Annotated in this window: 13 protein-coding genes; 2 read left to right on the top strand and 11 right to left on the bottom strand. The window is 68.1% G+C overall.

What is annotated here, in order from left to right:
• Positions 1-25: 25 nt before the first annotated feature.
• From mrdA to DEW08_RS23725, 4 genes are all read right to left on the bottom strand, one after another.
• Positions 26-1,915 (bottom strand): penicillin-binding protein 2, encoded by a 1,890-nt coding sequence (gene mrdA / locus DEW08_RS23740; RefSeq protein WP_109331907.1) that lies wholly within the window; start codon positions 1,913-1,915, stop codon positions 26-28.
• A gap of 34 nt (positions 1,916-1,949) precedes the next feature.
• Positions 1,950-2,462: a rod shape-determining protein MreD gene (mreD, locus tag DEW08_RS23735; protein ID WP_109331906.1), complete on the bottom strand. Its 513-nt coding sequence runs from the start codon at positions 2,460-2,462 to the stop codon at positions 1,950-1,952.
• Positions 2,459-3,328, bottom strand: a complete 870-nt coding sequence (mreC, locus tag DEW08_RS23730; protein ID WP_109331899.1) for a rod shape-determining protein MreC — start codon at positions 3,326-3,328, stop codon at positions 2,459-2,461. Before mreC ends, mreD begins: the two co-directional genes overlap by 4 nt.
• A gap of 106 nt (positions 3,329-3,434) precedes the next feature.
• On the bottom strand, positions 3,435-4,475 hold the full coding sequence (locus DEW08_RS23725) for a rod shape-determining protein (protein WP_109331896.1): 1,041 nt from the start codon (positions 4,473-4,475) through the stop codon (positions 3,435-3,437).
• A 527-nt stretch (positions 4,476-5,002) separates the two neighbouring features.
• Here DEW08_RS23725 and phoU point away from each other — a divergent pair.
• On the top strand, positions 5,003-5,713 hold the full coding sequence (gene phoU / locus DEW08_RS23720; protein WP_109331894.1) for a phosphate signaling complex protein PhoU: 711 nt from the start codon (positions 5,003-5,005) through the stop codon (positions 5,711-5,713).
• Positions 5,714-5,820: 107 nt separating this feature from the next.
• Positions 5,821-6,162: a phosphoribosyl-ATP diphosphatase gene (hisE, locus tag DEW08_RS23715; protein ID WP_109331893.1), complete on the top strand. Its 342-nt coding sequence runs from the start codon at positions 5,821-5,823 to the stop codon at positions 6,160-6,162.
• A gap of 37 nt (positions 6,163-6,199) precedes the next feature.
• Here hisE and era read toward each other — a convergent pair whose 3' ends face one another.
• From era to DEW08_RS23680, 7 genes are all read right to left on the bottom strand, one after another.
• A complete protein-coding gene (gene era / locus DEW08_RS23710; RefSeq protein WP_109331889.1) occupies positions 6,200-7,252 on the bottom strand; it encodes a GTPase Era in 1,053 nt (350 codons plus the stop codon).
• The gene (rnc, locus tag DEW08_RS23705) at positions 7,245-8,003 is read right to left on the bottom strand and encodes a ribonuclease III (protein ID WP_109331886.1); all 759 of its coding nucleotides are present in this window, start codon (positions 8,001-8,003) and stop codon (positions 7,245-7,247) included. The genes era and rnc overlap by 8 nt, the downstream gene beginning before the upstream one ends.
• A 12-nt stretch (positions 8,004-8,015) precedes the next feature.
• The gene (gene lepB, locus DEW08_RS23700; RefSeq protein ID WP_109331885.1) at positions 8,016-8,783 is read right to left on the bottom strand and encodes a signal peptidase I; all 768 of its coding nucleotides are present in this window, start codon (positions 8,781-8,783) and stop codon (positions 8,016-8,018) included.
• Positions 8,780-9,235: a holo-ACP synthase gene (gene acpS, locus DEW08_RS23695; RefSeq protein ID WP_109332383.1), complete on the bottom strand. Its 456-nt coding sequence runs from the start codon at positions 9,233-9,235 to the stop codon at positions 8,780-8,782. The genes lepB and acpS overlap by 4 nt, the downstream gene beginning before the upstream one ends.
• 23 nt (positions 9,236-9,258) lie before the next feature.
• The gene (locus tag DEW08_RS23690) at positions 9,259-10,005 is read right to left on the bottom strand and encodes a pyridoxine 5'-phosphate synthase (RefSeq protein ID WP_109331884.1); all 747 of its coding nucleotides are present in this window, start codon (positions 10,003-10,005) and stop codon (positions 9,259-9,261) included.
• A gap of 146 nt (positions 10,006-10,151) precedes the next feature.
• Entirely contained in the window at positions 10,152-10,577 is a 426-nt protein-coding gene (locus DEW08_RS23685; RefSeq protein WP_109331877.1) for an HIT family protein, read from the bottom strand.
• Positions 10,578-10,595: 18 nt separating this feature from the next.
• Entirely contained in the window at positions 10,596-12,758 is a 2,163-nt protein-coding gene (locus DEW08_RS23680; protein ID WP_109331876.1) for a RelA/SpoT family protein, read from the bottom strand.
• Positions 12,759-12,798 lie beyond the last annotated feature (40 nt).

Below are 12,798 nucleotides of genomic sequence, written 5' to 3'. Positions count from 1 at the left end.
ATCGATCCGGCGGCCGGAGACGGCGCTACCCGCGCGGTTCTTCCGGCCGGCCCGGGACCGGCCCCTCGGCCACCGCCGCCCGGCCGGGATCGCGCTTCTGGGTCTCCAGCAGGATGTCGCGGGCGATCGGCGCCGCCACGGCGGACCCGCCGCCGCCATGCTCGACGAAGACGGCGCAGGCATAGCGCGGCGCCTGGACCGGCGCGAAGGAGACGAACAGCGCGTGGTCGCGCTCCCGCCAGGGCAGGTCCTCGTTCTTCTTCACGCCGGTGTTGCGCTCGGCCATGGTGATGCGGCGCACCTGGGCGGAGCCGGTCTTGCCGGCCATCTCATAGCCGACCTCGGTGATGCGCGACTTGTAGGCCGTGCCGTTCGGTGCGTTGGTCACCTCGTTCATCCCGCGCAGGACGAGGTCGAGGTTCTCCTTCTTCACCCCGATGGGCGGCCAGGCGGTCTGCTCGCCCGCCACCGTCTTGATCTGCTTGGTCAGGTGCGGCTTCACCGCATAGCCGCCGTTGGCGAGACGGCAGGTCATCACCGCGAGCTGTAGAGGAGTCGCGAGCACGTAGCCCTGGCCGATCGAGGCGACCAGCGTCTCGCCCATGTCCCAGCTCTTGCCGTAGGTCGCCTTTTTCCAGGCGATGGAAGGGATCAGGCCCGGCCGCTCGTGCGGCAGGTCGAGCCCGGTACGCTCGCCCAGACCGAAGCGCTTCGCCATCTCGGCGATGCGGTCGACGCCGACGCGGCGTGACAGGTCGTAGAAGAAGACGTCGCAGGAATGGCGCAGCGCGCCGACCACGTCCACCGTGCCGTGACCGCCCTTCTTCCAGCAATGGAAGCGGTGGTCGCCCAGCTCCATGTAGCCGGGACAGAAGACGCTGTGCCGGCCGGTGATGGCGCCGCTCTCCAGCCCGGCGAGGGCCACGATCATCTTGAAGGTGGAGCCCGGCGGGTACTGGCCGACCACCGCCTTGTTGTTCAGCGGGGTCGCCGGGTTGGACAGCAGCTCTTCCCACAGCTCCGCATTGATGCCCATGGTGAACTGGTTGGGATCGTAGCTGGGGTGGGAGCACAGGGCGTAGATGCCGCCGGTATGCACGTCCATGACCACGGCGGATGCGCTCTGCTCCTGCGCCAGCCGCTGCTGCACGTAATGCTGCAGCGCGATGTCGATGGTCAGCTGGATCTCGCGGCCGGACTGCCCCTCGTCGCGCGACAGTTCGCGGATCACCCGGCCGACCGCATTGACCTCGAGCTGGCTGGTGCCGGCGGTGCCGCGCAGCACCTTCTCGTGATACTTCTCGATGCCCGCCTTGCCGATGCGGAATCCCGGCAGCGACAGCACCGGGTCGCTGTTGCCCTTCAGCTCCGACTCCGAGACGGCGCCGACATAGCCCATGATGTGGGCGGTCGCCTCGGCATGCGGATAGTGGCGCAGCTCGCCCACCTCGATCGCCACGCCCGGCAGGTCCGGGGTGTTCATCTCGATGGTCGCCACCTGCTCCCAGGTCAGGTTCTCGCGCACCGTCACCGGCACGAAGCGGCGCTTGCGGTGCAGTTCGCGCAGGACGCGCCGGCGGTCGCCGTCGGTCAGCGGCACGATGCGGGAGATCTTGTCCAGCGTCTCCTGGATGTTGTGGATGCGCTCCGCCACCACGACGACGCGGTAATTCTGCTGATTGACCGCCAGCGGCTCGCCGAAGCGGTCGACGATCGGCCCGCGCGACGGTGCGATCAGGCGCAGGCTGATCCGGTTCTCCTCGGCCAGCATGGTGTAGCGCGCCGACTCCACCACCTGCAGGTAATAAAGCCGCCCGACCAGGGCCGACAGGGCGCCCAGCTTCAGCCCGCCGAGCACCAGTGCGCGGCGGCCGAGAAGGCGGGAGCGGTCGGTATCGCGGTCGATCGAACTCATGGATGCCGAGGCCTGTGCGAGGAAACGGAACCGGTCAGGTCTGCAGGAAGGCGCGGTGGACGCGGATCAGCAGCCACGCCACGCTGGGAAAGATGGCCATGGTGAGCAGCCCCTGGAACAGTACCGTATTGAATGGCAGCAATGTCGCATTCAATGCGGAGAAGGCCAGCCACTGCAGGAAGCAGATACCCAGCATCACCATGGCGAAGCCCACCCACAGCAGCAGGAAGGTGCTGGACAGGAACACCCGCCGCTGGTTCAGCACCACCCATTGCGTGACAACCAGCAGCAGGGCGTTGACCCCCAGCGGCCCGCCGGTCAGCAGATCCTGCAGCAGCCCGATAAGGAAGGCGACGCCGGGCCGCATCAGATCCGGCCGATGGATCGTCCAGTAATAGACCGAGATCACCGTCAGCATCGGCGCCACCGGCGTGTAACCGGGGATCGGCACCGGCACCATGCCCAGCAGCATCAGCATCACGGTGACGGCGAACGGCGCGAGGTTGCGGCCGGCCTTGTCCAGCCGCTGCCAGAACGTCGTGGTCATTTCCACTCGGATGCCTGGTCCAGATCGGTGCCCGGCAGTCCGAATTCCACGAGACGCAGATGCTCGATGCGCGACAGGTCGGCGTTCGGCAGGACGCGCACGCCGCGCTCGCCCGCCGAGGTCACGACGCCGACCGGCAGGCCGGGGGGAAACAGCCCGCCATGGCCCGAGGTCACCACCCGCTCGCCGACCTGCACCGGCGTCTCCGGCGGCAGGTAGAGCAGCTTCGGCTGGTCGGAGTTGTCGCCGGCCAGCACCGCGCGCTGGCGCGAGGATTCCACCACCACCGGAACGCGGGCGTTGATGTCGGTCAGCAGCAGGATGCGCGACGACCACTCCCCCACCTCGATCACCCGGCCGACCAGCCCCGGGCCGGCAAGCGCCGCCTGCCCCTTGCGCACCCCGTCGCGACGGCCGGCGGTGACGACCAGCGTGCGCAGGAAACTGCTGCCGGGGGCGGCGATGACGCGGGCGGTGATGTAGGAGACGGAGGGTTCCGGCGTCGCCTTCAGCAGGCTCCGCAGGCTGGCGTTCTCGGACTCGAGCCGCAGGGCGGCCTGCTTCCATTGCAGCAGCCGGGCATTCTCCGCCTTCAGCCGCTGGTTCTCCTCGAAGGCGTTCTGCACCTCGACCGCCGACTCCACCACGCGGGCGGCGGTGGCCGCCGGGCGCGAGATGGCGTCGAGGATCGGGGCGAAGGCATCGGTGACGCGCGCACGCGCGTTGTCGACCGACAGCGCCTCGATCTTGCCGACCATCATCAGCGCGACGCAGGCCAGCACAAGGAGAAGGAAGGAAAAACGCTGCGCGAGGGCCCGGAGCGGAGCGGCGAGGCGTATGACGGATCCGGATGTGCGTGGCTTCACAGGATTATCCCGTCGAGATACGCGGTCCGTCTCCGGCCTTTCACTGTGCGGTGTCTAATCCGCAGGAGCAAAAAGGCCGGAGGCATCCAACCGAGGAATACACCAATCAGTAGGCGCTGACCAAGACGTTTCGCAGCGTCTTCATCTCTTCCAGCGCGCGGCCTGTGCCCAGCGCGACACAGGAGAGCGGATCCTCGGCGATCGACACCGGCAGCCCGGTGGCGTGGCGCAGGACGAAGTCCAGGTTGCCCAGCAGGGCGCCGCCGCCGGTCAGCACGATGCCCTTGTCGACGATGTCCGCGGCCAGCTCGGGGGCGGTATGCTCCAGCGCGACCTTCACCGCCTCGACGATGGCCGAGACCGGCTCGGCCAGCGACTCGGCGATCTGCCGCTCGGAGATGATGAGCTCCTTGGGCACGCCGTTCATCAGGTCGCGGCCCTTGATCTCCAGGATGCGGCCCTCGCCGTCCTCCGGCGGGCAGGCCGACCCGATCTCCTTCTTGATCCGCTCGGCCGAACCTTCGCCCACCAGCAGATTGTGGGTGCGGCGGATGTAGCCGATGATCGCCTCGTCCATCTTGTCGCCGCCGACGCGGACGGAGCGCGAATAGACGATGCCGCCCAGCGACAGCACGGCCACTTCGGTGGTGCCGCCGCCGATGTCCACGACCATGGAGCCGGTCGGCTCCGTCACCGGAAGGCCGGCGCCGATCGCGGCGGCCATCGGCTCCTCGATCAGGAAGACCCGGCGCGCGCCCGCGGCCTCGGCCGATTCCTGGATCGCCCGGCGCTCCACCGCGGTCGAGCCCGACGGCACGCAGACGATGACCTGCGGGCTGGCGAAGCTGCGGCGGTTGTGAACCTTGCGGATGAAATGCTTGATCATTTCCTCCGCCACCTCGAAATCGGCGATGACGCCGTCGCGCAGGGGGCGGATGGCCTGGATGTTGCCGGGCGTGCGGCCCAGCATCATCTTCGCCTCGTCACCGACGGCGAGAACCTGTTTCTTGCCGCGCACGTTGGCGATGGCGACGACCGACGGTTCGTTCAGGACGATGCCGCGGCCCTTGACATACACCAGGGTGTTGGCCGTCCCCAGATCGATCGCCATGTCGGCAGACAGCACGCCGAGCAGTTTGGAAAGCATGGAGCTGACGGACTCTATCTATGCGGTTGAGACGGCCTTGCCGACGGGATGGCCTGCCATGCCCGCCAACGGTTCCATAGACGAATGCCCCCTCGCGCTCAAGCGGAGTGTGCGCGCGGCCGGGCGACGCCCGATCCGGCGGCATCGGAACCCCGCAAGATCCCGTGGCAAAGCCGGCCCCCCGTCAAGAGGCGCCAGCTTCTAGGAGCACCGGCGTTCTACCGGACGTCGGTGCCGGAGAAACTGCCGGATCAGAGTTAATTTTCCGTCAACGGCAGGTACGCGAATAACCTGCCGGGACAGTCATACCCCCGGTCCCGCCGGGGGCTATGTCTAGGCTGAATCCCCCTCCCCCGCAACGGGATTGTGACAGCGGGGGCCTGCCCGCCCGTCATGGCCGGACCGCAGATTTCCCGGGTGGCCGTCTAGTTTTTGTAACATTTGTCCGGTACCCTGCCGGAATTCCCATTTTGCTACTCCTGCAGGGACGCCGGGCGGCACCGCCCGACGCGTCAGAGGTCGGACAGATGAAGAACAACGTTCCGCACATCGTTTCCGCGTTCGAAGATGCGCTGAAGCGGCTGAAGGCCGGCATCGTACAGATGGCCGGCGCTGCCGAGACCCAACTCGACCAGGCGCTGAGCTGCCTGACCCAGCGCAACCCGGATCTGGTGCAGGAGATCGTTCAGTCCGATGCCCGACTCGACAGCTTCGAGCATGAGATCGAAGCGCACTGCATGCGCCTGCTGGCGCTGCGCCAGCCGGTGGCCGACGACCTGCGCGAGGTGGTGGCGGCCCTGAAGATCGCCGGCAATCTGGAGCGCATCGGCGACCATGCCGCCAACTGCGCCAAGCGCGCCGCCATCCTGGCGGAGGGGCCGGAGCTGGCGCCGATGGCCGCCCTGCCGAAGCTCGGCCGCCTGGTGCGCGAGCGGCTGGCCGCGGTGGTCGACGCCTATGTCGACAGCGACGTGGAGGGCGCGCTGCGCATCTGGCGCACCGACGACGAGGTGGACGCCCTCTACACCAGCATCTACGAGGACATCGTGCGCTCCGCCTCGGCCGGGCAGGACCGCTTCACCACCCACATGCATCTGGCGCAGATCGCCAAGAGCCTGGAACGCATCGGCGACCACGCCACCAATATCGCGGAGGTCGTGCATTTCGTCGTCACCGCCCGCCCGCTGCTGGAGGACCGGCCGAAGGCCGACCGCTCGCGCGAGGTGGTCAGCCCCTGAGGCCGGCCGCCCGGCGAGCATTATTTTTCCCGGACCGATCACGAGGCGGATGGAAAGCGGGCCTGCGACTGTTCATATTCCAGTATAGTTTGTACATGAACAGTCCGATGACCGACGATCTGATCCGCCTCTACGACGCCATCCTCGAACGGCAGGGCATGGACCCCGCCGCGTCCAAGACCGCGCGGCTGTTCGCCTCCGGGCCGAAGAAGATCGCCAAGAAGGTCGGGGAGGAGGCCGTGGAGGTCGCCCTCGACGCCATGAGCGGCGACCGCGAAGGCGTCATCAACGAGAGCGCCGACCTGCTGTACAACCTGTCCGTCCTCTGGGTCGCCCTGGGCATCCACCCCGACGAGATCTTCGCCGAGCTGCGCCGCCGCGAATCCCTCTACGGCATCGCCGAGAAGCTGCCGAAACTCGCCGTGTCCGGCGGCGGAAACGGGGCGTAGCGCATACCGCACAGCCCCGCGGAACGGCGGCTGCGTCTTACGACGCCCCGAAGTCCAGCCCCCAGGCCTCGTACCGCTCCGGGTCGTCCACCCAGTCCTCGCGGACCTTGACGAACAGGATCAGGTGGACGCGGCGCTCCAGCATATCCTCCAGCTCGGTGCGGGCCGCCTTGCCCAGCGCCTTGATGCGCTGGCCGCCCTTGCCGAGCACGATGGCCTTCTGGCTCTCGCGCTGGACGAAGATCACCTGGGAGATCTTGACCGACCCGTCCTCGAACTCCTCCCAGGCCTCCGTCTCCACCGTGGCGGAATAGGGAAGCTCCTGGTGGAGCTGCAGGAACAGCTTCTCGCGGGTGACCTCCGCGGCCAGCAGCCGCATCGGCATGTCGGAGATCTGGTCCTCCGGGAACAGCCACGGCCCCTCCGGCATGCGGTCGGCCAGCCACTTGCGCAGATGGGCGATGCCGTCGCCGGTGGAGGCCGACACCATGAAGATGTCGGTGAAGACCCCTTCCTGCTGGAAGCTGTCGGCGATGCCCAGCAGGACCTCGCGCTTCACCAGGTCGATCTTGTTCAGGATCAGGATGGCCGGGCGCTTCAGCTCCTTCAGCCGGGCGACGATGCCGCGGGTGTCCTCGTCGATGCTGCGGCGGGACACGTCGTAGAGCACGCAGATGACGTCCGCGTCCTCGGCCCCCTGCCAGGCCGCCGCCACCATCGCGCGGTCCAGCCGGCGCTTCGGCCGGAAGATGCCGGGGGTGTCGACGAAGATGAGCTGGCTGTCGCCGGCGATGGTGATGCCCAGCACGCGGGTGCGGGTGGTCTGCACCTTCGGGCTGACGATGGAGACCTTGCTGCCGATCATCGCGTTCAGCAAGGTCGACTTGCCGGCATTCGGCGCGCCGACCAATGCCACGTAGCCGCAGCGCGGATGCTCCGGCAGGACGGTCGGCGGCGGCAGATCCTCCGTCACCCCGTCCAGCTCGTCCTCATCCCCGAAATCGTCGTCGGCCTCGTCCCCGAACCCTTCGTCGGGCTCCTGGTCGAGCTTCTCATCATCGTTGTCGATGTCGTCGCGGCCGTCAGTCATCGACCTTCACTCCCACCTGGCTCAGCAGCACGCTGGCCGCCTTCTTCTCGGCGATCCGCTTGGACGGGCCGGTCCCGGTCACCGGATCCATCCCTTCCACGCGCACCGCCACGCGGAACACCGGCTCATGGGCCGGGCCGCTCCTGTCCAACAGTTCATAGGTCGGCAGCGGCAGCCCCCGACCCTGTACCCATTCCTGCAGCGCCGTCTTGGGATCGATCGGCGGCGGCTGCGGCCGCTCGATCTGCTCGGCCCAGGCGCCGCGGATGAAGCGGCGCGCCACGTCCAGCCCGCCGTCGAGGTAGAGCGCCCCGATCACCGCCTCGCAGGCGTCGCCCAGGATGGTCTGGTTGGTCCGCCCGCCGCCCTGCGCCTCCGCCGGCGACAGCCGCAGATAGCCGCCGAGCCCGATGCCCTCGGCCACCCGGCCGACCGCCTCGCGGCGCACCAGCGCGGCATGGCGCTTGGCGAGCGCGCCTTCCTTCTCGTGCGGGAACTGCTCCAGCAGCCATTCGGCGATCACCAGCCCAAGCACGCGGTCGCCCAGGAACTCCAGCCGTTCATAGGCGAGCCCCGGCCCATGGTCGGGCCGCTGGCCGCGACGTCCGCCACGCTCGAGCCCCATCAGGCTGGGGTGGGTGACGGCGTCCTCCAGCAGGCCCGGCTTGGCGAAGCGGTGGCCGAGCGCCTCGGCCAGTCCCGCCAGATCGGCCGTCCCGGCGTCCGCAGCGGATCCCACGGACTCCTCCATCTCAGCACCCAATTACTTGACCCCGCTGAACAGCCGGCTGAAGCGCAGGTCCATCGGCCAGCGCCAGACCTCGAAGAAGCGGGTGCCCTCGTCCAGCGAGAAGAACAGGAACTCGGCGCGGCCGACCAGATTCTCGAGCGGGACGAAGCCGACCTGCGCCGGGACCCGGCTGTCCAGGGAGTTGTCCCGGTTGTCGCCCATCATGAAGACATGGCCCTCCGGCACCTTGTAGGCCGGCGTATTGTCGAGCGGGCCGTTGTCCGTCTCCTCGATGATGCGGTGGCTGCGGCCGTTCGGCAGGGTCTCGACATACTGGGCGACGTGCAGCGTGCGGCCCAGCGCGTCCTGCGTCACGAAATCCTCGATCCGATCGCGCTTCACCGGCTGGCCGTTGATGTGCAGGATGCCGCCGATCATCTGGATCGTGTCGCCGGGCAGGCCGACGATGCGCTTGATGTAGTCGGTCTTGTTGTCGCGCGGCAGCTTGAAGACGATGACGTCGCCGCGTTCCGGCATCTTGGCCATGATGCGGCCCTCGAAGACCGGCAGGCCGAAGGCGATGGTGTGCTTGCTGTAACCGTACGAGTATTTGGAGACGAAGAGGTAGTCGCCGATCAGCAGCGTCGGGATCATCGAGCCCGACGGGATGTTGAACGGCTCGAACGCGAAGGTTCGCACGCCGAAGGCGATCAGGACGGCATAGAGCACCGTCTTCACCGTTTCGGCAAATCCGGCGTCCTTGGTCTTGGCGCTGCCCGCCGTCTGCTTCTCGAAAGTCATGCTGGTGTCGCCGTGGCGGTGGAAACGGAAGGGGTGTCGGGTTCGGCACTGATGATGACGATGGCTTCCGCCATGGGATACTCGTCGGTCAGCGTCACGTGGATGCGCGGGCGCATGCCGGGGGGCGTCATCGTCTCCAGCCGGGCGAGCGCGCCACCGGTCAGCGCCATGGTCGGCTGGCCCGACGGCAGGTTCACCACCCCCATGTCGCGCCAGAAGACCCCGTCGCGGAACCCGGTGCCGAGGGCCTTGGAGCAGGCCTCCTTGGCGGCGAATCGCTTGGCGTAGGTGGCGGCGCGGGCACTGTGCCGTCCGGCGGCAGCGGCGCGGCGCTCCGCCTTGCCCTTCTCGACCTCGGTGAAGACGCGGTCGATGAAGCGGTCGCCGAAACGCTCCAGCGACTTCTCGATCCGGCGGATGTCGATCAGGTCGTTGCCGATGCCCAGGATCATGCCGGCGATCGCCGGTCCGGCAGTCATCGACCGCCTCTCGGCCGGGCCTTGTCCATCAGGGTGCGCATCTCGCGGATGGCGGCGGCCAGCCCGCCGAACACCGCCTCGCCGACCAGGAAATGCCCGATGTTCAGCTCCACGATGGTCGGGATCGCCGCGACCGGCCCCACCGTGTCGAAGCTGAGGCCGTGGCCGGCGTGGCACTCCAGCCCGATGGCCTCGGCATGGGCGGCGGCGTGGAGGATGCGGGAAAGCTCGGTCTCGCGCTCCTGCCAGGTCTCGGCCTCGCAATAGGCCCCGGTGTGGAGCTCCACCACCGGGGCGCCGAGCGCCCTGGCGGCGTCGAGCTGCGCCGGCTCCGGATCGACGAACAGGGAGACGCGGATGCCCGCCGCCCCCAGCTCGCCCACGAAGCGCGTCAGGTGGTCGAAGCCGCCGGCGGCGTCGAGGCCGCCTTCCGTCGTCACCTCCGTCCGCTTCTCCGGCACGATGCAGGCGGCATGCGGCTTGTGGCGCAGCGCGATCGCCAGCATCTCGTCGGTCGCCGCCATCTCCAGGTTCAGCGGCAGCGGGATTTCGGCGACCAGCCGCTCGATGTCGCTGTCGATGATGTGGCGGCGGTCCTCGCGCAGATGCGCGGTGATGCCGTCAGCCCCGGCCTCGGCCGCCAGCAGGGCGGCGCGTACGGGATCGGGATGCCGGCCCCCCCGCGCGTTGCGGATGGTCGCCACATGGTCGATGTTCACGCCGAGGCGCAGGTGACGGGACATGTGTCCAGGACTCCGGAATCCCTTGCGGCCCCGCCGGAGGTCGGCGGAGGTGGTGATCCGTCTATATAGCGAGGGTGCGGCGGCACGTCACCTTTCTTCCCGTTCATCCGCCGCCGGACCGGGCCGCAGGACGTACAGGCTGCCGGTCACTCGACCCGGATGCGGGAAGCCAGGGCCTTCAACTCGTCCATCGGCGGCGAGCGCCGCGGCCAGACGAGCTCCGCCCCGTCGCCTCGGTAGCGCGGCACGACATGGACATGGATGTGCGGCACCGTCTGCCAGCCGGCCGGCCGGTTGGTCTGCAGCACCGTGATCCCCTCCGGCGCGAAGGCGGCCTCGACGGCGCGGGCGACCTTGTGGACGGTGCGGAACAGGGCGGCCGCCTCGTCCTCGCTGAGGTCCAGCAGGGTCTCGGCCGGCCGCTTCAGCGCCACCAGCACATGGCCGGGATTGACCTGGCCGGCGTCCATGAAGGCAAAGGTCCGCTCGTCCTCATAGACCTTGGCGCAGGGCAGCTCGCCGGCGATCAGGCGGCTGAACACGGTGGGTTCGGAGGGCGCCGGGCCGGGCATGGGGCGATCCTTTCCGCTCTACCGGCCGCGTGCCCGGTCCACCGAGTTGATCGCCGGGGTCGCGCGCAGGGCCGCCATGATGTTGGTCAGGTGCTTGGCGTCCTTCACGTCGATGTCGATCAGCAGCTCGAAGAAGTCCGGGTTGCGGTTGGTGATCTTCAGGTTGGTTATGTTGCCGCCATTCTTGCCGATCACCGTGGACAGCGTGCCGAGCGAGCCCGGCTCGTTCGCCACGACGACGGAGATGCGGCCGACATGCTCCTCCGGGCTGTCCGGGCCGGTGTCCCAGGCCACGTCGATCCAGCGCTCGGGCGAGTCGTTGAAGCTCTCCAGCGTCTCGCAGTCGATGGTGTGGATGGTCACGCCCTTGCCCGTCGTCACGATGCCGACGATGCGGTCGCCCGGCAGCGGATGGCAGCAGCGGGCGTAATGGACCGCCATGCCGGGGATCAGCCCGCGGATCGGCAGGGCCGATTCCTTGCCCTTCGCCTTCGGCTTGGGCTTCGGGATGATCTGGTTCTTCTCATCGGGCTGCGGGGTCGCCGCGTGCGGCTTGTGGCCGGGGAAGACCGCGTGGAAGACCTCGCGGCCGGAATTCAGTCCCGACCCGACGCTCGCCAGCAGGTCTTCCGAGCTCGGCTGCTGGAAGATCCTGATGACGTTGTCGAGCGCCTTTTCCGAGAACTCGTAGCCTTCCGCCTTGAACTGCCGCTGCAGGATGGCGCGGCCCAGTTCGATGTACTGGGAGCGCTGCTGCGTGCGCAGGAACTTGCGGATGCGCGCCCGCGCCTTGCCGGTGACGACGAAGCGTTCCCAGCCGGGGACCGGCGTCTGCGCCTTGGAGGTGACGATGTCGACCTGGTCGCCGTTCTGCAACTGCGTGCGCAGCGGCAGCATGCGGCCGTTGATCTTGGCGCCGACGCAATGGTCGCCGACCTCCGAGTGGACGGCATAGGCGAAGTCCACCGGGGTGGCGCCGCGCGGCAGGGCGATCAGGTCGCCCTTCGGCGTGAAGCAGAAGACCTGGTCCTGGAACAGCTCCAGCTTGGTGTGTTCCAGGAACTCCTCGGGCTTCTGAGCGTGCTCCAGGATGTCCAGAAGCTCGCGCAGCCAGCGGTACTCGCGCCCCTCGGTGCTGTGGGGCGTGCCCTGCTTGTAGGCCCAGTGGGCCGCGACGCCCAGTTCCGCGATCTCGTGCATGTCGCGGGTGCGGATCTGCACCTCGATGCGGTTGCGGCCGGGGCCGATCACGCCGGTGTGCAGGCTGCGGTAGCCGTTGGGCTTGGGCGTCGAGATGTAGTCCTTGAAGCGCCCCGGAACGACCGGGTAATGGGCGTGGATCACGCCCAGCGCCTGATAGCATTCGCCCAGGTTTCCGACCGTGATGCGGAAGGCCATGATGTCGGACAGCTGCTCGAAGCTGACGTTCTTTCGCTGCAGCTTGCGCCAGATCGAATAGGCGGTCTTCTCGCGGCCGGAGACCGAGAAGTCGCGCAGCCCTTCGGCCTCCAGCGTCTCGCGCAGTTCGCTGATGATGCTCTGGACGCGGCTTTCGCCCTCGTTGCGCAGGCGGGCGAGCTGGGCCAGGATGCTGTCGCGGGCGTCGGGATTCAGCTCCGCGAAGGCGAGGTCGTCCAGCTCGTCCTTGATCTTGTGCATGCCGATGCGCTCGGCCAGCGGCGAGTAGATCTCGATCGTCTCGCGGGCGATGCGCTTGCGCTTCTCCGGCTTCAGGTGGTGGAGCGTGCGCATGTTGTGCAGCCGGTCGGCCAGCTTCACCAGGAGGACGCGGATGTCCTCCGACATGGCCAGCACCAGCTTGCGGAAGTTCTCGGCCTGCTTGGCCTGCTCGCTGTGCAGTTCCAGCCGCGACAGCTTGGTGACGCCGTCGACGAGCCTGGCGATCTCCTTGCCGAACAGTTTCTCGATGTCGTCCAGCGTCGCCACGGTGTCTTCCACCGTGTCGTGCAGCAGCGCCGTCGCGATGGTGCCGGAGTCGAGCTTCAACTGGGTCAGGATGCCGGCGACTTCCAGCGGATGCAGGAAGTAGGGGTCGCCGGAGGCCCGCGTCTGCGAGCCGTGCGCCTTCATCGAAAAGACGTAGGCGCGGTTCAGCAGATCCTCGTCCGCGTCGGGGTCGTAGGCCTTTACGCGCTCGACAAGTTCATATTGCCGGATCATGCCGCCCGACCCGGCGCTCCGCGCGCCATGCTTGTTTTTG

The sequence above is a fragment of the Azospirillum thermophilum genome (assembly GCF_003130795.1).
In the GTDB taxonomy this organism is placed as follows: Bacteria; Pseudomonadota; Alphaproteobacteria; order Azospirillales; family Azospirillaceae; genus Azospirillum; species Azospirillum thermophilum.
The sequence above is the reverse complement of the archived record's forward strand: the minus strand, read 5'-3'. Positions and strand labels throughout refer to the sequence as shown.

What these genes read in the sequence shown, in the direction of transcription:
- DEW08_RS23680 (WP_109331876.1), bottom strand. Translation starts at nt 12,758, where the DNA reads ATGATCCGGCAATATGAACTTGTCGAGCGCGTAAAGGCCTACGACCCC.
- DEW08_RS23685 (WP_109331877.1), bottom strand. Translation starts at nt 10,577, where the DNA reads ATGCCCGGCCCGGCGCCCTCCGAACCCACCGTGTTCAGCCGCCTGATC.
- lepB (WP_109331885.1), bottom strand. Translation starts at nt 8,783, where the DNA reads ATGACTTTCGAGAAGCAGACGGCGGGCAGCGCCAAGACCAAGGACGCC.
- era (WP_109331889.1), bottom strand. Translation starts at nt 7,252, where the DNA reads ATGACTGACGGCCGCGACGACATCGACAACGATGATGAGAAGCTCGAC.
- acpS (WP_109332383.1), bottom strand. Translation starts at nt 9,235, where the DNA reads ATGATCCTGGGCATCGGCAACGACCTGATCGACATCCGCCGGATCGAG.
- rnc (WP_109331886.1), bottom strand. Translation starts at nt 8,003, where the DNA reads ATGGAGGAGTCCGTGGGATCCGCTGCGGACGCCGGGACGGCCGATCTG.
- mrdA (WP_109331907.1), bottom strand. Translation starts at nt 1,915, where the DNA reads ATGAGTTCGATCGACCGCGATACCGACCGCTCCCGCCTTCTCGGCCGC.
- hisE (WP_109331893.1), top strand. Translation starts at nt 5,821, where the DNA reads ATGACCGACGATCTGATCCGCCTCTACGACGCCATCCTCGAACGGCAG.
- DEW08_RS23725 (WP_109331896.1), bottom strand. Translation starts at nt 4,475, where the DNA reads ATGCTTTCCAAACTGCTCGGCGTGCTGTCTGCCGACATGGCGATCGAT.
- DEW08_RS23690 (WP_109331884.1), bottom strand. Translation starts at nt 10,005, where the DNA reads ATGTCCCGTCACCTGCGCCTCGGCGTGAACATCGACCATGTGGCGACC.
- mreD (WP_109331906.1), bottom strand. Translation starts at nt 2,462, where the DNA reads ATGACCACGACGTTCTGGCAGCGGCTGGACAAGGCCGGCCGCAACCTC.
- phoU (WP_109331894.1), top strand. Translation starts at nt 5,003, where the DNA reads ATGAAGAACAACGTTCCGCACATCGTTTCCGCGTTCGAAGATGCGCTG.